The sequence below is a fragment of the Pseudomonas sp. WS 5411 genome, assembly GCF_012985595.1.
Lineage (GTDB): Bacteria > Pseudomonadota > Gammaproteobacteria > Pseudomonadales > Pseudomonadaceae > Aquipseudomonas > Aquipseudomonas shahriarae.
The window spans coordinates 14,709-33,537 of record NZ_JAARMC010000014.1; the positions used below are offsets into that span (position 1 = coordinate 14,709).

The 18,829-nt window shown below is 60.2% G+C and carries 20 protein-coding genes; 3 read left to right on the plus strand and 17 right to left on the minus strand.

Translation table 11 applies throughout. From position 1 onward, the window contains the following. Positions 1 to 53 precede the first annotated feature (53 nt). Positions 54 to 2,198: a 3-hydroxyacyl-CoA dehydrogenase NAD-binding domain-containing protein gene (locus HBR93_RS18460; protein WP_169960806.1), complete on the minus strand. Its 2,145-nt coding sequence runs from the start codon at positions 2,196 to 2,198 to the stop codon at positions 54 to 56. A 16-nt stretch (positions 2,199 to 2,214) separates the two neighbouring features. After that, positions 2,215 to 3,420, minus strand: coding sequence for an acetyl-CoA C-acetyltransferase (locus HBR93_RS18465; protein ID WP_169960807.1), 1,206 nt, complete (start codon positions 3,418 to 3,420; stop codon positions 2,215 to 2,217). Between the two features lie 303 nt (positions 3,421 to 3,723). Here HBR93_RS18465 and HBR93_RS18470 point away from each other — a divergent pair, with 303 nt between their 5' ends. Together HBR93_RS18470 and HBR93_RS18475 are read left to right on the plus strand one after the other, a co-directional pair. Beyond that, complete coding sequence (locus HBR93_RS18470) at positions 3,724 to 3,933, plus strand: hypothetical protein (RefSeq protein WP_169960798.1); 210 nt, start codon at positions 3,724 to 3,726, stop codon at positions 3,931 to 3,933. Between the two features lie 157 nt (positions 3,934 to 4,090). Further along, positions 4,091 to 4,900 (plus strand): cytochrome c, encoded by an 810-nt coding sequence (locus tag HBR93_RS18475; protein WP_262377326.1) that lies wholly within the window; start codon positions 4,091 to 4,093, stop codon positions 4,898 to 4,900. A 39-nt stretch (positions 4,901 to 4,939) separates the two neighbouring features. Here HBR93_RS18475 and HBR93_RS18480 read toward each other — a convergent pair whose 3' ends face one another. The 15 genes from HBR93_RS18480 to HBR93_RS18550 all read right to left on the minus strand — a co-directional run bounded on the left by HBR93_RS18480 (position 4,940) and on the right by HBR93_RS18550 (position 16,600). Continuing rightward, positions 4,940 to 5,743 (minus strand): transglutaminase family protein, encoded by an 804-nt coding sequence (locus HBR93_RS18480; protein WP_057960372.1) that lies wholly within the window; start codon positions 5,741 to 5,743, stop codon positions 4,940 to 4,942. Then, positions 5,740 to 6,690: an alpha-E domain-containing protein gene (locus HBR93_RS18485; RefSeq protein ID WP_169960809.1), complete on the minus strand. Its 951-nt coding sequence runs from the start codon at positions 6,688 to 6,690 to the stop codon at positions 5,740 to 5,742. Before HBR93_RS18485 ends, HBR93_RS18480 begins: the two co-directional genes overlap by 4 nt. A gap of 4 nt (positions 6,691 to 6,694) precedes the next feature. Next, on the minus strand, positions 6,695 to 8,104 hold the full coding sequence (locus HBR93_RS18490; protein WP_057960374.1) for a circularly permuted type 2 ATP-grasp protein: 1,410 nt from the start codon (positions 8,102 to 8,104) through the stop codon (positions 6,695 to 6,697). 71 nt (positions 8,105 to 8,175) lie between these two features. Next, positions 8,176 to 8,562, minus strand: a complete 387-nt coding sequence (locus tag HBR93_RS18495; RefSeq protein ID WP_157717258.1) for a hypothetical protein — start codon at positions 8,560 to 8,562, stop codon at positions 8,176 to 8,178. Positions 8,563 to 8,566: 4 nt separating this feature from the next. Next, a complete protein-coding gene (locus HBR93_RS18500; protein ID WP_029299641.1) occupies positions 8,567 to 8,908 on the minus strand; it encodes a ribonuclease E inhibitor RraB in 342 nt (113 codons plus the stop codon). A gap of 211 nt (positions 8,909 to 9,119) precedes the next feature. Continuing rightward, positions 9,120 to 9,356 carry a hypothetical protein gene (locus tag HBR93_RS18505; protein ID WP_225923814.1) on the minus strand — a complete coding sequence of 79 codons (237 nt, stop codon included), beginning with the start codon at positions 9,354 to 9,356 and terminating at the stop codon, positions 9,120 to 9,122. A gap of 103 nt (positions 9,357 to 9,459) precedes the next feature. Further along, positions 9,460 to 10,068 (minus strand): START domain-containing protein, encoded by a 609-nt coding sequence (locus HBR93_RS18510; RefSeq protein ID WP_169960810.1) that lies wholly within the window; start codon positions 10,066 to 10,068, stop codon positions 9,460 to 9,462. Positions 10,069 to 10,109: 41 nt separating this feature from the next. Next, complete coding sequence (locus HBR93_RS18515; protein ID WP_076961156.1) at positions 10,110 to 10,364, minus strand: YkgJ family cysteine cluster protein; 255 nt, start codon at positions 10,362 to 10,364, stop codon at positions 10,110 to 10,112. A 160-nt stretch (positions 10,365 to 10,524) separates the two neighbouring features. Beyond that, the gene (locus HBR93_RS18520) at positions 10,525 to 11,013 is read right to left on the minus strand and encodes a translation initiation factor 2 (RefSeq protein ID WP_115128740.1); all 489 of its coding nucleotides are present in this window, start codon (positions 11,011 to 11,013) and stop codon (positions 10,525 to 10,527) included. Positions 11,014 to 11,117: 104 nt separating this feature from the next. Beyond that, positions 11,118 to 12,557, minus strand: coding sequence for a PLP-dependent aminotransferase family protein (locus tag HBR93_RS18525; protein WP_057960378.1), 1,440 nt, complete (start codon positions 12,555 to 12,557; stop codon positions 11,118 to 11,120). Positions 12,558 to 12,856: 299 nt separating this feature from the next. After that, the gene (locus HBR93_RS18530) at positions 12,857 to 13,660 is read right to left on the minus strand and encodes an OmpA family protein (RefSeq protein ID WP_057960379.1); all 804 of its coding nucleotides are present in this window, start codon (positions 13,658 to 13,660) and stop codon (positions 12,857 to 12,859) included. Continuing rightward, positions 13,657 to 14,013, minus strand: a complete 357-nt coding sequence (locus tag HBR93_RS18535; protein ID WP_057439585.1) for a DUF4398 domain-containing protein — start codon at positions 14,011 to 14,013, stop codon at positions 13,657 to 13,659. Before HBR93_RS18535 ends, HBR93_RS18530 begins: the two co-directional genes overlap by 4 nt. 9 nt (positions 14,014 to 14,022) lie before the next feature. Further along, on the minus strand, positions 14,023 to 14,838 hold the full coding sequence (locus HBR93_RS18540) for a transporter substrate-binding domain-containing protein (protein WP_057439586.1): 816 nt from the start codon (positions 14,836 to 14,838) through the stop codon (positions 14,023 to 14,025). Positions 14,839 to 14,918: 80 nt separating this feature from the next. Further along, positions 14,919 to 15,848, minus strand: coding sequence for an FAD-binding protein (locus tag HBR93_RS18545; RefSeq protein WP_057960381.1), 930 nt, complete (start codon positions 15,846 to 15,848; stop codon positions 14,919 to 14,921). 2 nt (positions 15,849 to 15,850) lie between these two features. Next, a complete protein-coding gene (locus HBR93_RS18550) occupies positions 15,851 to 16,600 on the minus strand; it encodes an electron transfer flavoprotein subunit beta/FixA family protein (RefSeq protein ID WP_057960382.1) in 750 nt (249 codons plus the stop codon). 556 nt (positions 16,601 to 17,156) lie between these two features. On the opposite strand from HBR93_RS18550, the gene HBR93_RS18555 reads away from it, so the two are divergent. Further along, entirely contained in the window at positions 17,157 to 18,821 is a 1,665-nt protein-coding gene (locus HBR93_RS18555) for an electron transfer flavoprotein-ubiquinone oxidoreductase (protein WP_169960811.1), read from the plus strand. Positions 18,822 to 18,829: the final 8 nt, after the last annotated feature.

Genomic DNA, 18,829 nt, shown 5'->3' on the forward strand with positions numbered 1-18,829 from the left:
CCTGCCTTGAAATACCCTTTCAAGGCAAGCCCCACCCAGGCCCGGACGGGAGGTTAGAACGTCGTGCCCTGGGCGGCGTTTTCCAGCAACAGCGCTGGCGGGCTGAAGCGCTCGCCATACTGCTCGGCCAGGTAACGCGCCCGGGCCACAAAGTCGTTCAGCCCATACTGGTTGATAAACTGCAGCGCCCCGCCGGTCCAGGCCGCAAAGCCGATGCCGAAGATCGAGCCGATATTGGCATCGGCAGTGGACATCAACACGCCCTCCTCCACACACCGCACCGTTTCGATGGCCTGGATAAACAGCAGGCGGTCGCGCACGTCCTGGGCGCAAATCTGTTGGCCCGGCTTTTCAAAGCGCACCTTGAGTTCTGGCCACAGGTATTTCTGGCCACCATTGGGGTACTCGTAGAAACCACCGCCCGCCGCCTTGCCTGGGCGCTTGTACTCATTGAGCAGCAGGTCAATCACTGCAAACGCCGGATGCTCGGGCAGGGCCTTGCCTTCGGCATGCAGATCCTTGGCTGTCTGCTGGCGGATATGGCTCATCAGGCTGAGGGAAACTTCGTCAGAGATCGCCAGCGGGCCAATCGGCATCCCGGCCTTGCGCGCCTCGGTCTCGATCATCGGCGCGGCCACGCCTTCGCCGAGCAGGGTAATGCCCTCATTGGTGAAGGTGCCGAACACCCGCGAGGTGAAGAAGCCGCGGCTGTCATTCACCACAATCGGGGTCTTCTTGATTTGCAGTACGAAATCAAAACCACGAGCCAGGGTTTCGTCGCTGGTGTTGGCGCCCTTGATGATTTCCACCAGGGGCATTTTTTCCACCGGGCTGAAGAAGTGCAGGCCGATAAACTTGCCTTGATCAGGCACCGCGCTCGCCAGGCCGCTGATGGGCAAGGTGGACGTGTTGGAAGCGATCACGGCGTCAGCGCCTACCACCTGCTGGGCGGCGGCCGAGACCTTGGCCTTGAGGTCGCGGTCTTCGAATACGGCTTCGATGATCAGGTCGCAACCGGCCAGGTCGGCATCGCTATCGGTAGGATGGATCCGCGCCAGGGTGCTTTCGCGCTGCTCAGGGGTCAGTTGCCCACGGCTGACCTTCTTGTCCAGCAACGCTGCCGAGTGTGCCTTGCCCTTCTCTGCCGCTGCCAGCGTGACGTCCTTGAGCACCACCTCCACGCCCGCCGATGCGCTGGTATAGGCAATCCCCGCACCCATCATGCCGGCGCCGAGGATGCCGACCTTGCGTGTGACATACGGCGCAAATCCCCCAGGGCGTGAGCCACCGGCGTTGATTTCGTTGAGCTGGAACCAGAAGGTGCCGATCATGTTCTTCGCCACCTGGCCGGTGGTGAGTTCGGTGAAATAGCGGGTCTCGATCAGGTGTGCGGTGTCGAAGTCCACTTGGGCGCCTTCCACCGCGGCACAGAGGATTTTCTCCGGCGCGGGGAAGCAGCCATTGGTTTTGCTGCGCAGGATCGACGGCGCAATGGCGAGCATTTGTGCGACTTTGGGGTTGGACGGTGTGCCACCGGGGATCTGATGACCCTTGATATCCCAAGGCTGCCTGGCCGTCGGATTGGCCAGGATCCAGGCCCGGGACTTGGCCAGCAGTTCGTCGCGATCCGCCGCCAATTCGTCGATCAAACCGGCCTGCAGAGCCTTTTGCGCGCTGATCTTCTTGCCTTCCAGCAGGTACGGCAAAGCCTTCTCCAGGCCCAGCATGCGCACCATGCGCACCACCCCGCCGCCGCCCGGCAGCAAGCCGAGGGTGACTTCCGGCAAGCCGATCTGCACGGCTGGGTGATCCAGCGCCACACGATGCTGGCACGCCAGGCATAACTCCCAGCCACCGCCGAGGGCCGCGCCGTTGATCGCGGCTACCACCGGCTTGCCCAGGGTTTCCAGGCTGCGCAGTTGCGCCTTCAGGCCCAGGACCATGTCGTAGAACGCCTTGGCGTGGGGCTTGTCGACTTTGATCAGTTCATTGAGGTCGCCGCCGGCAAAGAAGGTTTTTTTCGCCGAGGTAATAATGACCCCGGCAATCGCGTCCTTGTCCGCGTCCAGGCGCGCGACGGTGGCGGCCATGGCCTCGCGGTAGGCCGCGTTCATGGTGTTGGCACTCTGGCCGGGCATGTCGAGGGTCAGCACCACGATCTGGTCCTGGCCTTTTTCGTAACGAATGGCGTCGGTCATGACAAATTCCTTAGGCTCAGAGGCGTTCGATAATGGTGGCGATACCCATGCCGCCGCCCACACAGAGTGTGGCCAGGCCGTAGCGCTGCTGGCGCGCCTCCAGTTCGTCGAGCAAGGTGCCGAGGATCGCGCACCCCGTGGCCCCCAGCGGGTGGCCCATGGCAATCGAGCCGCCATTGACATTGACCCGGGCAGCGTCGATGCCCATGTCCTTGATGAACTTGAGCACCACCGAGGCAAAGGCTTCGTTGACCTCGAACAGGTCGATGTCCTCGACCCGCAGGCCGGCCTTGGCCAGGGCCTTGCGAGTGGCGGGCGCGGGGCCGGTAAGCATGATGGTCGGGTCGGTGCTGGTCACCGCCGTGGCAACGATGCGCGCACGCGCATGCAGCCCCAGTTCACGACCACGGGCCTCGGAGCCGATCAGCATCAAGGCCGCGCCATCGACAATCCCGGAGCTGTTACCCGGTGTGTGCACATGCTGGATGCGCTCGACATGGCTGTAGACCCGCAACGCCGTGGCATCAAAGCCCATCTGCCCCATCATTTCGAAGCTCGGCTTGAGCTTGCCCAGGCCCTCGAGCGTTGAGTCGCCACGGATAAATTCGTCGTGATCGAGCAACACGATCCCGTTCTGGTCCTGCACCGGGATCAGGGATTTCTTGAAGGAACCCTCTGACCTGGCCCGCGCCGCTTTCTGCTGAGAGTGTAAGGCGAAGGCATCGACATCTTCGCGGGAGAAGCCTTCCAGGGTGGCAATCAGGTCGGCACCAATCCCCTGGGGCGTGAAGTGGCTGTGCATATTGGTCTGCGGGTCCAGCACCCAGGCACCGCCGTCACTGCCCATGGGCACGCGGGACATGGACTCGACACCGCCCACCACCACCAGGTCCTCGAAGCCGGACCGCACTTTCATCGCACCGAGGTTGACCGCCTCCAGGCCCGACGCGCAGAAGCGGTTGACCTGCACACCGGCGACGCTGACGTCCCAGTCGGCCACCAGCGCGGCGGTCTTGGCGATGTCCGCGCCCTGATCCCCGACCGGCGTGACGCAACCGAGCACGATGTCATCCACCTGGCGCGTGTCCAGGTCGCTGCGCTGTTGCAGGGCGGTGAGCAAGCCGGCCAGCAGGTTCACCGGCTTGACGCTGTGCAAGGCGCCATCGGCCTTGCCTTTGCCCCGGGGCGTACGTATCGCATCAAAGATCAAAGCTTGGGTCATGACGTCCTCGAACCACTGTGCAATGGAGCTCTCAAGGGGAGAGCCGACCGTGCCCTTACCTTAAGCGCCGCGAGGGCAGATTCAATGACCGATGCGCTCATTGACCTTGACGACCACGCTCAGACGAACGGTAGGAGACTATCGGAAACACCGGGTTAATCGTTTTAGCTGTCTAGCCAAGGGGCTGGGGCGCAGATGGCTATATGCCTCATGCTTTTTTAAACGGCTTTCAATATAACTTGATACGAAAGCGTTCTAAGTCAAGCCCGACAAGGGCTCTAAGGTTGAATCAGTAAGAAGTGTATGACGCTGCTGCCGGGTCTTGCTGGAGCAGCTGTAAGAAAAATGCCATCTAGCCGGCTTAATGTAGCCAATGATGGTGCTTGGCTCAGGAATAACAACAAAAGGCAGTCAGCCATGTTCAAACAATCGAAAGTTCGCCAGGCGGGGCTTATTCTCTTCGCCACCACACTGATTCTGATTTTGCCCAACCTGACCAAGATCATTGGTTGAGCGGGCCGATCACACCTGAATACTCAAGCTTTTGGCAGCACCGTCCGGGAAACCGCCTAGAGCGTTCCCGTAACCGGGGCTGCCTTTTTTGCCTGCGGTTTGGTGGTGGTTGTCCGGTATCCTGAGACCCTATCGCCATTGCCGGATGGGCCCTGCCTTGAAACACCTTATCGTTCTGTTGCTGCTGATCCTGGCCTACCCCGCCAACGCCGCCTCGTTGACCATCGAGCTGGATCACAGCCGCACCACGTGGCAAACCGCAGACCTGCTCAAGCACCCGGCTGCGCAGACCGTGCAGATCGTCGATGACGTTTCCTACAAGCGCACTATGACCTATCGCGCGGTGCCGCTGGCCGCACTCTTACCGGGCCTGCTGGCGCATAACCATGTGCAGGCGGTGGCGCTGGATGGTTTTGCCGCCGAACTGGCCGCCGCACCGCTGCTTCAGCAAAGCGGCGCCCAGGCGTGGCTGGCGGTGGAAGATCCGGTTCATCCTTGGCCGCCACTGGCCACTGGCAAACCCAGTGCTGGGCCGTTCTATCTGGTATGGACCCGGCCCCAGGCGAGCGGGATCAGCCCGGAACAATGGCCATTTCAGATCTCGACGATCAAACAGCTGAGAACCGTTGCCGAACGCTTCCCGGCGCTGCTGCCGGACCCGGCGCTGGCGGTGAATGACCCGATCAACCAGGGGTTTGCCCTGTTTCAGAAAAACTGCCTGGCCTGTCATCGTCTAAACGGCGCGGGTGACGCGCAGGTAGGGCCGGATCTGAATCTGCCCTACAGCCCGACCGAGTATTTCGGCGGCGACTTCCTCAAGCGTTATATCCGTGATCCCCAGAGCCTGAGGCATTGGCCGCAAGCCAAAATGCCAGCGTTTGCCGCCAGCGTGTTGCCGGATGCCGACCTGGAGTTGCTGGTAGGGTATTTGAAGCATATGGCCACGCGCAAAACCGACGCGCACTGATAGAGCCGGCTAGCCGGCTTCAGCAGGATGCGGCGGGGATTATTGCTGCTGCACCAGAATCACCGGGCTCGGTGCCACAAATACCCTGGCATGCATCTGCTCGTGCCCGCCGCCACGGCGCATGCCGCGCACCGGGCATGCATCGAGGTAATCCAGGCCCACTGCCAGTTTCAAATGCCGCTCCGGGCGCGCCAACTGGTTGGTCACATCGAAGCTGTACCAGGCGTCATCCAGCCAGGCTTCGGCCCAGGCGTGGCTGGCCAGGTGTTCACTGTCCTCGCTGTACAAATACCCCGACACATAGCGCGTGGCGATCCCCAGGCTGCGCGCGCAGGCCAGGAAGGCGTGGGCATGATCCTGACAAACCCCGGCCCGCCCGGCGAACGCCTCGGCCGCGCTGGTCTCCACTTGGGTGGCGCCCGGCACATAGGCGATGTGCTGGTTGAGGGCGTGCATCAGGTCAATCAGGGCAGTGCGATCCCGGCGCTTGCCACAGTGCTGCTCGGCAAAGGCACGCAGGGCCTCGTCCGGTTCGGTCAGGCGCGTGCAACGCTGGAAAGGAAATGGCGACTGGCTGTCATGCTCGGCCTCGCGCCACTCGTCGATATCCACCTGGCCCCGGGCGCCGATGATGATTGATTCATGGGGCTCATCCAGGGTCAGCACATGCAGGATATTGCCGAACGGGTCCAACTGGGCCCGTACCGGACGCGGCAGATCCAGCTGCCAACTGAGCACATGCTGACGCTCGCTGTCGTGAGGGGTCAGGCGCAGGTACTGGATGCTCGCGCGCACCTGGTCTTCATAGCGGTAGGTGGTTTCGTGGCTGATAGAAAGTCTCATGCCGCCTCCAGGTAGGAATGGTGAATGGCGTTACCCAACTGGCGCACCAGGGGGATGAAGTCGGTCAGCCAGGCGTGCAGGCCTTCCTCGAGGATTTCGTCAATCGCGGTAAAGCGCAGGCGCGCGTCCATCTCGGCGGCCAGGCGCTGCGCCGGGCGGCCGTTGAGGCCGGGCAGGCTGGCGAGGATCTGGTCGATTTCTTCGCTGCACGCGCGCAAAGAGCGCGGCACATCGGCACACAGCAGCAACAGTTCGGCCACCTGACGAGCGCCGGGGGCATCACGGTAGATTTCGGTGTAGGCCTCGAACGACGACAAGGCCCGCAATAGCGCACTCCATTGGTAGTAGGCGTGGGCGGTGCCATCAATCACCACTTCGGCCTGGTCACCGGCCATCTCGTAGCGGGCATCCAACAGGCGCAAAGTGTTGTCCGCCCGTTCGATAAAGGTGCCCAGGCGAATAAAGCGAAAAGCGTCGTTGCGCATGATGGTGCCGTAGGTGGCGCCGCGAAACAGGTGGGAGCGTTCCTTGACCCATTCGCAGAAACGGCTCATGCCATAACGGCTCAGGCCTTCCTGGGCGATGACGCGAATATCCAGCCAGGTGGCGTTGATGTTTTCCCACATGTCGGCGGTGATTCGCCCACGCACGGCATGGGCACTGGCGCGGGCGGCACCCAGGCAACTGTAGATGCTCGCCGGATTGGCGGCGTCCAGGGCAAAGAAGTGCAACAAACGCTCGGCATGCAATTCGCCGTGACGCGCGTGATAGTCGTCCAGGGTGCCGGTGATCAGCAGGGGCATGGCCAGTTCGTGCAGGCCATCGCCGCGTCCATCCTGGGGCATCAGCGACAGCGAATAGCTGACATCCAGCATGCGCGCGAGGTTTTCCGCGCGCTCCAGATAGCGCGACATCCAATATAAATCCGAGGCAGTTCTGCTCAACATGGCTTCAATCCTCCACCACCCAGGTGTCTTTGGTGCCGCCGCCCTGGGACGAGTTGACCACCAGCGAGCCTTCACGCAGCGCGACACGGGTCAGCCCGCCCGGCACCACGCGGGTTTCCTTGCCCGACAAGACGAACGGCCGCAGGTCGATATGCCGCGGTGCGATGCCGTTTTCGACAAAGGTCGGGCACGTCGACAGGCACAGGGTCGGCTGGGCAATGTAGGCATGGGGCTTGGCCTTGATCCGTGCGCGAAAGGCTTCGATCTCGGCGGCCGTGGCGGCTGGCCCGACCAGCATGCCGTAGCCACCGGAGCCCTGGGTTTCCTTGACCACCAGCTCTGGCAAATTGGCCAGCACATGGGACAGCTCGTCAGGCTTGCGGCACTGGAACGTCGGAACGTTCTTCAGAATGGGTTCTTCATCCAGGTAAAAGCGGATCATGTCGGTGACGAAGGGATACACCGATTTGTCATCCGCCACCCCGGTGCCAATGGCATTGGCCAGCACCACATTACCCGAGCGATAGGCGGCCAGCAGGCCCGGCACGCCGAGCATCGACTCCGGGTTGAAGGCCAACGGGTCGAGGTAGGCATCGTCGAGACGCCGGTAGATCACGTCCACCGCCTTGGGCCCGTCGGTGGTGCGCATGAATACCCGGTCGTCACGCACGAACAGGTCGGCGCCCTCCACCAGTTCCACGCCCATTTCCCGGGCAAGAAACGCATGTTCGAAAAACGCACTGTTGAACCGCCCTGGCGTCAGTACCACCACACTGGGGTTGTCCAGCGGGCTGGAACTTTTCAGGGTGTCGAGCAGCAGGTTGGGATAATGGTCGATCGGCGCGATGCGTTGGGCGGCGAACAGTTCAGGGAACAGGCGCATCATCATCTTACGGTCTTCGAGCATGTAGCTCACACCGCTGGGGGTGCGCAGGTTGTCTTCCAGCACGTAGTACGTGCCGTCGCCATCCCGTACCAGATCGACCCCAGAGACGTGGGAATAGAGACCACGGTGCAGGTCCAGGCCCTGCATCGCCAGTTGGTATTGCTCATTGGCCAACACTTGCTCGGCAGGAATAATCCCGGCCTTGATAATGCGTTGGTCGTGATACAGGTCGGCGAGGAACAGGTTCAATGCCTTGACCCGCTGAATACAGCCACGTTCGACCACCCGCCACTCACTGGCGGGAATGCTGCGCGGGATGGTATCGAAGGGAATCAGGCGCTCGGTGCCCTGTTCGTCGCCGTACAGGGTGAAGGTGATACCGGCGCGGTGAAACAGCAGATCGGCTTCACGGCGGCGCTGGGCCAGCAGTTCGGTCGGGGTTTCAGCCAGCCAGCGGGCAAACTCGCGATAGTGAGGCCGGACCTGGCCGACCTCATCGTACATTTCATCGTAATAAGTGCGGATCATGCCGAACTCCTTGTCACCCGGACGCAACGGACTGTCGCAAGGCCCGTGCCAGCGGCATAAACACTTAAGTATCAATCAGTTGGATACAGTAAAAGGCTGCTACGCACCGTCCTGGTGCAGTTAACGCCCAAGCGTTGCCACGCGCGCTTCAAAGCGACGCAGGCATTGCCTATCACCAGCATAGTCAGAGTTGATTTCACTGCCCGGGAAAGCCTGCGGATAATCACCCACATTCGCTGAACAGGATTCGTCCTACAGCATCCCCACAGCACCGCCGGTAATTTGCTCGTGCAAGTACCGACCGGTTCCCCTTCTTTCCGGTCTTCCCTTTTGGCCACCCTGCTCGGGTGGCCTTTTTTTTGTGGAGGATTTTTCGCAATAAGTTCCCAGTACTTTGCCGCGCCCCAAACAAAATCGGCCGACCCAAGGGTCAGCCGATACGCTGCTTTATTGATCATGCGACTACATGGGTAACCCACGAACCTCGTGCTTCACACCCCATCCTTCGATAATCCCGCCCAAGGGCTCGACTACCGCCTCAAAGTCCTGCTCGAAATCACCTATACCGTCATAGGTGGCGAACATGACTTTGCTTAATTCCAGGAACCAGGCGCCATCATCCCGCGCACTGACCTGGGCATTGATCGACTCGCCACGAAACCGACCCGCAGCCCGGCGCGCACGTTCCTCGTCCGGGAAAATGGCGTAGAACTCGATGGGGTGGAAACGTGAAAAGTCAAAGCCGCCCTCTTTCATGCGGCGTAACACGTGGGTGCTGATGTCTTCTTGATAGGCTGTGCTCATGAAACGTCCTCCTGAACCGATGGATAGACTTTCCGTGCTTCCCAGGGCCTGCGCGTGAACAGCGCAGGTAGACGGCAATGACATCACCGCAGGAAAACAAGCATGTAGCTGACAAGACCAGACCTTAGCGATTCATTCGCTGATCTCCCTTGCAGAGTAGCGCGAAGCTATCAGCTCCACCAGCAGCGCTTTAACAACGTACAGGGAATATTCAGGGGGCGGGAGAGATGTCGAGGATCTGGATACTGTTCTGATCCTTCAGGCTTTTCACCGTCGGTTCGGCGATGCGACCGTCCAGGTCATTGAGGTCCAGTTTGGCGGGGATGGGCAGTAATTTGGCGCGAATCATCTGTGCGGCGACTTCGAGGCTGGGCTTTTGCGCGCAGCTGAACTGCTCCACGGACTGCACGCCGTGATCATCAACGAAGGTAACTTGCCAGTTTTGCATCAGTGCCTCCTCGATAAAGCCCATGGATGGGCTTATACCTATCTGGACCTTGAGGGCCCGGCGATCGTTCCACTCAAGGCAGGAGGCACCTGATCGGTTGGGCTTACGGCTTCTCGGCCGCTGCCTTGAGGGCTTTCAAGGTGTTGAAGGGGGCTTCAACCACAAACTTGTTGGCCAACCAGGAAGGCACGCTGCCGCCTGGCTCGGTGTGGACCTGGTAGGTCATTTCGGTCTGGTCGGCACCTTTGGGCACCAGTTTCCAGAAGCCTTCTACCTGGGCCACACGCACATAACCCTTCTCTTCCGGCAGATAGGTGGGTACTTCCAGCAGCTTGCGGGTCACGCTGCCATCGGCAGCCTGGGTGGTGGTGATTTCCAGGATCGAGTCACGATCGGTCACCGGGAACGGCGCCTTAAACTGGGTGTAGGTCCAGCTCTTGTCGCCTTCCTTCTTGAGCAACTTCTGCGACTTGCATTCGTGAATCCACTTACAGGCACCGACGACATCGTCCTGCAGGGCCTGGACCTTGGCCAATGGCGCCTTGATCACAGTAACGCCGCGATAAGCCTTGTACTTGGAGCCAGCCACTTCACTCAAGGCAACTTTGATCCCTTCTTCATCCTTGGCAACCTGCCACTCTTCTGCCTGTGCAGCAGCCGCAAACAACACCGTAAAACCGCACAACACAGCCATTCGTTTCAGCGAACCCATTGGTGTATTCCTTATTGTTGAAGTTCTGACATTAAAGCCCACTAAGCCGCCGTCATCTGCTCCCACCAGCCGATCAACCTGATCGCTTCTTCCTGGCTACTACCACAGACCTCAAGATCTGCCGCAAAGGCACCGCACACCGCAGGCCGCTCCGGCTGGCCAAACAATTGGCACAGCTGTTCGACCGACAGATGCAGGCAGCGTTCGCCTGCGGGTTTGCCATTAGGCATACCGGGCAACGGCGAACTGATGGAGGGGGCTATACAGCAGGCGCCACAGCCTTCACGGCATTTCATGACCAACAGGTCCTCGACGACATAGTGTTGATGGCCGGGCTAGAGTACGCCCTAAAACATCCGTTTTAAAATGGTCTAACAGGGGTTTTTCGCAGAAAACAAAAGTGACCGACCAGTCTGCGACAGAAGGTCAGTGGATCAGGTCACTTTGCGGGGAAGATTAATTCTTGAATTCAAAATCCAGAGCCGCGCCTTCAACGTCGCGTCGCTCTTCATTGCGCATTTGCAACTGCATTTCATTGCTGAGCAAACGCCCGTTGATCTGGAATGCACTGTTATCGACCGGCTTCTCATCAAACATCGGCGGCAACAACGGTACGTTTCTAGGTTGCGGCATGGTGCCAAGGGGCTGCAGATGGCGGACCATTTCCTGGGGCAGACTGAGGTCCAGTTGTGCAGGCGCCAGCTTGGTCTGGGCCACTTCACGGGCCGACTTGGATTTGCTGGCGGTAGGTGCGCGCTTTTTCACCTTGGCGGCTTTTTTAACCGGGGCGGGCTTTTTCGCCTGGACCGTTTTTTTAGCCGGGGCCGGCTTTTGTTCAGCGGCTGCCAGCACGATCGGCGCACTGGCAGGTGCTGCCAGTACAGGCGTGGCGTTGCACAGGCCCGCCAGACAGATCAACAGCGCGGCAGGAAAAATATAAGTCATATCGCCTACAGCATTAACGGCAGAAGGCCATATGCTCGCTTGTTGAGCGCGGCATGACAAGCGCGGTGATTAGCCACCTACCGTTCCTGCCCGTCTTTGGCCCTTCAAAACCCGCTCGCCGCCTCCTGGCACAACTGGTTGGCCAGCATGCCCAGGGTCATCAAGGCGCGCTCGGCTTCACGGTTCCACGGGGTACCGCAATTAAGCCGGATACAGTGGTTGAACTGTTCTGTATTGCTGAAGATCAGCCCCGGCGCAATGCTGATGCCCTGCTGCAGGGCGCGCACGTGCAGTTCCTGGGTGTTGACCCTGCCCGGCAGGCTGACCCACAGGATAAAACCGCCGGTCGGTCGGCTCATCTGCGTGCCTTCGGGGAAATACTGCTGCACCGCCAACTGGAAGGCGCTGAGGTTCTTGCGGTATTCCTGGCGAATGTAGCGCAGGTGCCGGTCGTAACCGCCGTTCTCCAGGTACGCCGCCACCCCCATCTGCGTGACGCTGCACGCCGAGTGGGTGCTGAACATCTGCAGGCGCTGGATCTCCTGCTGGTATTTGCCGGCAATCATCCAGCCGATGCGCACGCCGGGGGACAGGGTCTTGGAAAAACTCGAGCAGTAGATCACCCGGTCCAGGCGGTCATACGCCTTGAGGGCCTTGGTGCGGCCCAATTCAAACATCAATTCGCCGTAGATATCATCTTCAACAATCTGGATATCGAAATCCGAGGCCAGGCGCAGCAACTGTTTCTGCCGCTCTTCGGGCATGGTGCCGCCCAGGGGATTGCTCAGGCGCGTGGTCAGCACCAGGGCCTTGATCGACCATTGGTTGGCCGCCAGTTGCAGAGCCTCCAGGCTCATGCCGGTGGCCGGGTCGCTGGGGATCTCGATGACCTTGAGGCCGAGCAAGTCCGCCAGTTGCAACAGGCCGTAATAGGTGGGGGACTCGGCAGCGATCAGGTCGCCGGGACGGGTCAGCACGCGCAAGGACATCTGCAACGCATCGACACACCCGTGGGTGATCACCACTTCAGACGGGTCGACCACCACGCCGGCATCGCGCATGCGAATCGCGACCTGGCGCCGCAACGGCTCAAAGCCCGGGCTGAACATATAGCTGAACGCCCGTGGGCTCTGAAAGCGCGTGACCTTGGCCAGTTGCTGGTGCAGCGCGCGTACCGGCAGGTAATCGACACTGGGCACGGCGGCCCCCAGCGGGAACACCCCTTCACGACGGGACTCGACCAAGACCTGTTGAATGATACTGCTGCGTGTGACCAGGCCCGGGCGCTCGACCCGCGCAATATCCGGCGTCGGTGCGGTCAGGGCCGGGGTCTGGTGCACGTAATACCCGGACTGCGGCCGCGCGCGGATCAACCCCTGATCCTCGAGATTGGCGTAGGCCTGCAACACCGTGGCATGACTGACATTGAGCTGGGAGCTCATCTTGCGCACCGAAGGCACGCGCTCACCCGGTTGATAGACACCGCGCCGGATATCCTCAGCCAATTGCTGGGCGATACGTTGGTAAAGCAAGAGATTGGTCATGACGCAGCACTCGATTTCACGGGTATTTTATTTTTGTGTGAAACATACCGGCACAGTTTAGAAGTGTACGGGGACAGTTGCCACAATAGTCGAGGACGGGCGGCAGTGATAGAAAAAACTGTAGGGGTTGAGCACGCAATGGCGGGCATGAAAAACCCGATCGAGGATCGGGTTACGGGGCGAGACACACAGCCTATTCCCTGTGGGAGCTGGCTTGCCTGCAATGGCATCGCTGCGGTTCAGTTGAAAGTCCGCGTGGCCTGTATCGCAGGCAAGTCGGCGCCCACAAGAACTGAGGTTCAGCGCGCGGCGCCGAGCTGGCCCTTGTCATCGGAGAAGACAATCTCCACACGCCGGTTCTGCGCCCGCCCCCGTTCGGAAGCATTCACTTCCACCGGGTACTGATCGCCATAACCTTCCACCTGGATGCGTTTGTCATCAATGCCCAGGTCAACCAGTACGTCCGCCACGGCCTGTGCCCGGTCACGGGACAGTTTGAGGTTTTCCTGCTCGCCGCCGGTACTGTCGGTATAGCCCTCGATCCGCACTACGCGCTTGGGGTTCAGTTGCAGGAATTGCACGATCTTCAGCACTGTACGGTTGGCGGAGTTTTTCAGTTCAGCCTGGCCGGTGTCGAACAGCACATCGCCCAGGGTCATCACCAGGCCACGATCGGTCTGGGTGGTGGTCAGGCTGGCGATCTGCTCTTCGAGCCACTTGCCCTGTTGTTGCACGCTCAACAATTTGGCCTCGCGCAGCGCCAGTTGCAGGCGTTGGCGCTCCAGTTCGCGTTTGGCGGCACGTTCTTCGTTGAGCACCAGTTGCGTATGTTCCCGGGCAATCGCGCTGTAGCGCTGGCTCAGGTAGGCGTAATGCACCACGTCGCCACCACTGCCCCAGTAGCTGGACAGACGGTCGGCGCGGGCCAGGGACTCACCGGCGCGGATCACGTCCTTGGGCGCGATGCGCAATACATTGGAGTCTTCCTTGACCTTCTGGAAGTCGCTGCCGGCCTGTTGCAACGCAGTGTCGCTATTGGGGTGGCTGGCACAGCCGCCGAGCACCAAGCTGCTCAATAGCAGCCCACAGGTCAGACGGTTCATTGAGCATCTCCCAGCTGTTTGCGCAGGCGGGTGATACGGGTGTCGAGGACATTCAACTGTTCCTGGCTTTTTTGCGTCAGCACCCGTGCCTCTGCCAAGCGGGCATCCAGTTCGGCCTGTTCAGCCAGCATGCGGGCATCCTTGTAGGATTCATCCGCCATATCGGCCTTGGCCTGGGCCAGCTTCGTTTCGGCGAGTTTCAACTCGGGCACGTCGTCAGCAACGGCCCCCACGGCGGCGGCTTGCTCCAGGGCTTGCTGGGTCAGGCGCATTTGCTCATTCGGCGCAGGATCTGCGGCACAGCCCGCCAGCGTTACTACGGCGAGGGCGGCGAAAAGAGGTCGAATAGTCACTAAAAATCCCTACTTTGTTGAGGTACCGACGGGTTGCTGCAACTGCGTCTTCCAGCGTTCGATATTGCGCTGCAACGCGGCTTCCGTCAGACCGGACGCGGCCAATTCTGTCATCTTTTTCGCGAGCTGTCCGCGCAACCACGGATCATTGCAGGCAGAGTTGTGGGAAATCGCCAGGAACAGCCCCGGCTGATCAATCGGCAGCTCACGGGCCAGCAAGTCTTTGCTCATCCCCAGGGTCTGGGCCATGGCCATGCCGGAGTAACGTCCCGCCAGCACGTAGTCCACTTCACCCAGCAACAGTTTCTGCAAGGCCGGGGTCAGGGTTGGCACGCGTTCCAGGGTCAGGTGCTCGCTGGCAAAGGTTTCAAACTCAGGGGACAGGCGCGCCCGCTCCGAGACCGCACCCTTGTGGCCATGCAAATCGGCCGCGCTGGCGTAGACCAGGGGCGAGTCGACCCGGGTCCACACCCGGTAATCGGCCTGCATCAGCGCCGGGTGGATGTAGTCCAGGGTCTCCAGCTCGCTGACGTTCAGCGGCGCGTCGAGCAGCATGTCCATGCGCCCGCTGCGCACTTCTTCAAGAGCCAGGGAACGCTTGCCGCCGTACAGCAGGTCGATTTTCAGCCCCAGTTCCTTGGCCACTTGTTGCAACACATCGGCATTCGCGCCGATCAGGTGGGTGGGGGCTTGGGGGTCACGCCACAGGTAGGGCGGCGCATCCGGGCTGCCGGTCACCACTAGGCGCTCGCATTTGCCAGCCGCGATAGACACGGTCGGCAGCAGTGACAGGCCCAGCAGTACAGTCCAGCGACGCAGTTCCATGGCGTGTTTCCCGATCAAGAGTGGCGTGCAAAAAAAAACCCGGTCATAAGACCGGGCTCTTTATAAGTGAAGCGGCTGGTTTAGACCAGCTTCTCCAACTCAGGTACGGCTTCGAACAAGTCCGCAACCAGGCCGTAATCCGCCACCTGGAAGATCGGTGCTTCTTCGTCCTTGTTGATCGCAACGATCACCTTGGAGTCTTTCATACCGGCCAAGTGCTGGATCGCGCCGGAGATACCGACCGCGATGTACAGCTGTGGCGCAACGATCTTGCCGGTCTGGCCGACCTGCATGTCGTTGGGTACGAAACCTGCGTCAACAGCCGCGCGGGAAGCGCCGACCGCAGCGCCCAGCTTGTCGGCCAGGGCGTACAGGTGTTTGAAGTTGTCACCGTTCTGCATGCCACGCCCGCCGGAAACGACGATCTTGGCAGCGGTCAGCTCAGGACGATCGGACTTGGCCAGCTCTTCGCCAACAAAGCTGGAAGTACCAGCGTCGTGCGCGGCAGCCACCGCTTCAACGGCAGCCGAACCACCTTCAGCGGCAACCGGGTCGAAACCGGTGGCACGGACGGTGATCACTTTGACCGCAGCAGTGGACTGCACGGTGGCAATGGCGTTACCGGCGTAGATCGGGCGCTTGAACGTGTCGGCGCTTTCGACCGAAACGATCTCGGAGATCTGGTCAACGTCCAGTTGCGCAGCAACGCGCGGCAGGATGTTTTTGCCGTTGGAAGTGGCGGCAGCCAGGATGTGGCTGTAGCCAGCGCCCAGCTCTGCAACCAGAGGGGCAACGTTTTCCGGCAACTGGTGAGCGTAGGCAGCGTTGTCGGCGGCCAGTACTTTGCTCACACCGGCGATTTTCGCGGCGGCTTCAGCCACGGCACCCACATTCTGGCCAGCGACCAGCACGTGGATATCACCACCGATTTTCGCAGCGGCAGCCACGGTGTTCAGGGTGGCCGGGGCCAGCACCTTGTTATCGTGTTCGGCGATTACGAGGATAGTCATGATCAGATCACCTTCGCTTCGTTTTTCAGTTTCTCGACCAGTTCAGCCACCGACTTGACCTTGATACCCGCGCTGCGTGCAGCTGGCGCTTCGACTTTGACGGTCTTGTTGGTAGAGGCGGTGGAAACGCCCAAAGCATCCGGAGTCAGCACTTCAAGCGGCTTCTTCTTGGCTTTCATGATGTTTGGCAGGGACGCATAACGCGGCTCGTTCAAACGCAGGTCGGTGGTGACGATGGCCGGCAGTTTCAGGGAAACGGTCTGCGCGCCGCCGTCGATTTCGCGGGTCACGGCAACGCTGTCGCCACTGACTTCGACTTTCGAGGCAAAGGTACCCTGGCCGTAACCGGTCAGTGCAGCCAGCATCTGGCCAGTCTGGTTGTTGTCGCTGTCGATGGCCTGTTTGCCGAGGATCACCAGTTGCGGCTGTTCCTTGTCGACAACGGCTTTCAACAGCTTGGCCACGGCCAGCGAGGTCAGCTCTTCAGCGGATTCGACGAGAACCGCGCGATCGGCACCCAGGGCCAGGGCGGTACGCAGCTGCTCTTGAGCAGTGGTCGGACCGATGGAAACGACGACGATTTCAGTCACGACACCTTTTTCTTTCAGGCGTACGGCTTCTTCCACGGCGATTTCGCAGAAGGGGTTCATCGACATTTTGACGTTAGCCAGATCGACGCCGGAATTGTCCGCCTTGACGCGAACTTTCACGTTGTAATCGACAACGCGTTTGACAGCTACAAGAACCTTCATGGATTCCTCGTTACTCTCCGGTGAAAAGGAAGCCGCCCGGATAAACCTGGCGGTAGATGCTCAACGGCGCACAAGGGCACCTCTAAAAACGCAGGCCTTCATGACAGGTAACGTTGCACGTACTCAATAATAAAGACCGTTCGTCAGGGGTGACTGACAAGTCATTCATCCTTGCAACGTGTAAACTGCGCGCCAGCATTACGTGCGCGTCAACCTGCATGAGCAGTGCCTTGTCTTTGGACGTGGCCTTGAAACCGGCAGTCCGCCTACGAGAAGCGCAAAACCGACCGTATATTGACCGGAACACCTTTTCCGGTCAATACAGCAAAATGGTCAGATATAAGCCGCGTTGCTTTGATTTACCTAGCTCGCGGGCAATTCAAACAAACGTTTGTATTGGACGCTGAGAGTGGTGTAGATATAATGCGCCACCTAGAGAGAAAGGTGGGTCGTCCCCTGCCCTTTTGTAAGAAATTGGCGCAGAAGACGACAGATAAAACACCGAACCTCCACCCATTAGAAAAAAAACTGTTGAGCCTTGAGTAGGAGATAGCCTGTGGAACGCGAATACATGGAATTCGACGTGGTCATCGTCGGCGCAGGGCCGTCGGGCCTGTCTGCCGCCTGCCGACTGAAGCAGAAGGCCGCCGAAGCCGGTAAGGAAATCAGCGTCTGCGTGGTCGAAAAAGGCTCGGAAGTCGGCGCACATATCCTGTCCGGCGCCGTGTTTGAACCACGCGCCCTGAATGAATTGTTCCCGGACTGGAAAGAACTGGGCGCTCCACTCAACACCCCGGTGGTGCGCGACGACATCTATGTACTGCGTAGCAGCGACACCTCCACCAAGGTGCCTGACTTCTTTGTGCCCAAGACTATGCACAACGAAGGCAACTACATCATCTCCCTGGGCAACCTGTGCCGCTGGCTGGCCCAGCAGGCCGAGAACCTGGGCGTGGAAATCTACCCAGGTTTCGCGGCCCAGGAAGTACTGTTCGACGAAAACGGCGTAGTGCGCGGGATCATCACCGGCGACCTCGGCGTCGACCGTGAAGGTCATCCCAAAGAAGGCCTGTACACCCCAGGCATGGAACTGCGCGGCAAGTACACGCTGTTCGCCGAAGGCTGCCGTGGGCACCTGGGCAAACAACTGATCCAGCGCTTCAACCTGGACAGCGATGCCGACGTACAGCACTACGGCATCGGCCTCAAGGAAATCTGGGAAATCGACCCGGCCAAGCACCAACCAGGCCTGGTGGTCCACACCGCCGGCTGGCCGCTGGACATCATGCGCAACGAGAACACCGGTGGTTCGTTCCTCTATCACCTGGAAAACAACCAGGTGGTCGTAGGCCTGATCGTCGACCTGTCCTACAGCAACACCTTCCTGTCGCCGTTCGATGAGTTCCAGCGCCTCAAGCATCACCCGGTGCTGGCCCAGTACCTGGAAGGCGGCAAGCGCATCAGCTACGGCGCCCGCGCCCTGGCCAAGGGCGGCATCAACTCGCTGCCGAAGATGGTATTCAAGGGCGGCGCCCTGATCGGTTGCGACCTGGGCACCATGAACGTGGCCAAGATCAAGGGCAGCCACACCGCCATGAAGTCCGGCATGCTCGCCGCAGACGCCGTGGCTGACCGTCTGTTCGCCGAATCCGAAGGCGGTGATGAACTGACGGCCTACGTCGACAGCTTCAAATCCAGCTGGCTCTATGAGGAACTGTTCGCCACCCGTAACTTCGGCCCGGCGATGCACAAGTTCGGCCCGATCATCGGTGCCGGCTTCAACTGGTTGGACCAGAACATCCTCGGCGGCAAAATGCCGTTCACCCTGCATGACACCAAGCCGGACTACGCCTGCCTCAAGCTGGCCAAGGACAGCCAGAAGATCGACTACCCCAAACCCGACGGTAAGCTGAGCTTCGACAAGCTGAGTTCGGTGTTCCTCTCCAGCACCAACCATGAAGAAGAACAGCCGTGCCACTTGAAACTCAAGGACCCGAGCATCCCGATCGGCACCAACCTGCCGCTCTACGATGAACCGGCGCAACGCTACTGCCCGGCTGGCGTGTACGAAGTGATCACCCAGGAAGACGGCGAGAAGCGCTTCCAGATCAACGCCCAGAACTGTGTGCACTGCAAGACCTGTGACATCAAGGACCCTTCGCAGAACATCACCTGGGTGACGCCGGAAGGCGCGGGTGGGCCGACTTACCCGAATATGTAAGCCAACTG

What these genes read in the sequence shown, in the direction of transcription:
- HBR93_RS18460 (WP_169960806.1), bottom strand. Translation starts at nt 2,198, where the DNA reads ATGACCGACGCCATTCGTTACGAAAAAGGCCAGGACCAGATCGTGGTG.
- HBR93_RS18465 (WP_169960807.1), bottom strand. Translation starts at nt 3,420, where the DNA reads ATGACCCAAGCTTTGATCTTTGATGCGATACGTACGCCCCGGGGCAAA.
- HBR93_RS18470 (WP_169960798.1), top strand. Translation starts at nt 3,724, where the DNA reads ATGACGCTGCTGCCGGGTCTTGCTGGAGCAGCTGTAAGAAAAATGCCA.
- HBR93_RS18480 (WP_057960372.1), bottom strand. Translation starts at nt 5,743, where the DNA reads ATGAGACTTTCTATCAGCCACGAAACCACCTACCGCTATGAAGACCAG.
- HBR93_RS18485 (WP_169960809.1), bottom strand. Translation starts at nt 6,690, where the DNA reads ATGTTGAGCAGAACTGCCTCGGATTTATATTGGATGTCGCGCTATCTG.
- HBR93_RS18490 (WP_057960374.1), bottom strand. Translation starts at nt 8,104, where the DNA reads ATGATCCGCACTTATTACGATGAAATGTACGATGAGGTCGGCCAGGTC.
- HBR93_RS18495 (WP_157717258.1), bottom strand. Translation starts at nt 8,562, where the DNA reads ATGATCAATAAAGCAGCGTATCGGCTGACCCTTGGGTCGGCCGATTTT.
- HBR93_RS18500 (WP_029299641.1), bottom strand. Translation starts at nt 8,908, where the DNA reads ATGAGCACAGCCTATCAAGAAGACATCAGCACCCACGTGTTACGCCGC.
- HBR93_RS18505 (WP_225923814.1), bottom strand. Translation starts at nt 9,356, where the DNA reads ATGCAAAACTGGCAAGTTACCTTCGTTGATGATCACGGCGTGCAGTCC.
- HBR93_RS18510 (WP_169960810.1), bottom strand. Translation starts at nt 10,068, where the DNA reads ATGGGTTCGCTGAAACGAATGGCTGTGTTGTGCGGTTTTACGGTGTTG.
- HBR93_RS18515 (WP_076961156.1), bottom strand. Translation starts at nt 10,364, where the DNA reads ATGAAATGCCGTGAAGGCTGTGGCGCCTGCTGTATAGCCCCCTCCATC.
- HBR93_RS18520 (WP_115128740.1), bottom strand. Translation starts at nt 11,013, where the DNA reads ATGACTTATATTTTTCCTGCCGCGCTGTTGATCTGTCTGGCGGGCCTG.
- HBR93_RS18525 (WP_057960378.1), bottom strand. Translation starts at nt 12,557, where the DNA reads ATGACCAATCTCTTGCTTTACCAACGTATCGCCCAGCAATTGGCTGAG.
- HBR93_RS18530 (WP_057960379.1), bottom strand. Translation starts at nt 13,660, where the DNA reads ATGAACCGTCTGACCTGTGGGCTGCTATTGAGCAGCTTGGTGCTCGGC.
- HBR93_RS18540 (WP_057439586.1), bottom strand. Translation starts at nt 14,838, where the DNA reads ATGGAACTGCGTCGCTGGACTGTACTGCTGGGCCTGTCACTGCTGCCG.
- HBR93_RS18545 (WP_057960381.1), bottom strand. Translation starts at nt 15,848, where the DNA reads ATGACTATCCTCGTAATCGCCGAACACGATAACAAGGTGCTGGCCCCG.
- HBR93_RS18550 (WP_057960382.1), bottom strand. Translation starts at nt 16,600, where the DNA reads ATGAAGGTTCTTGTAGCTGTCAAACGCGTTGTCGATTACAACGTGAAA.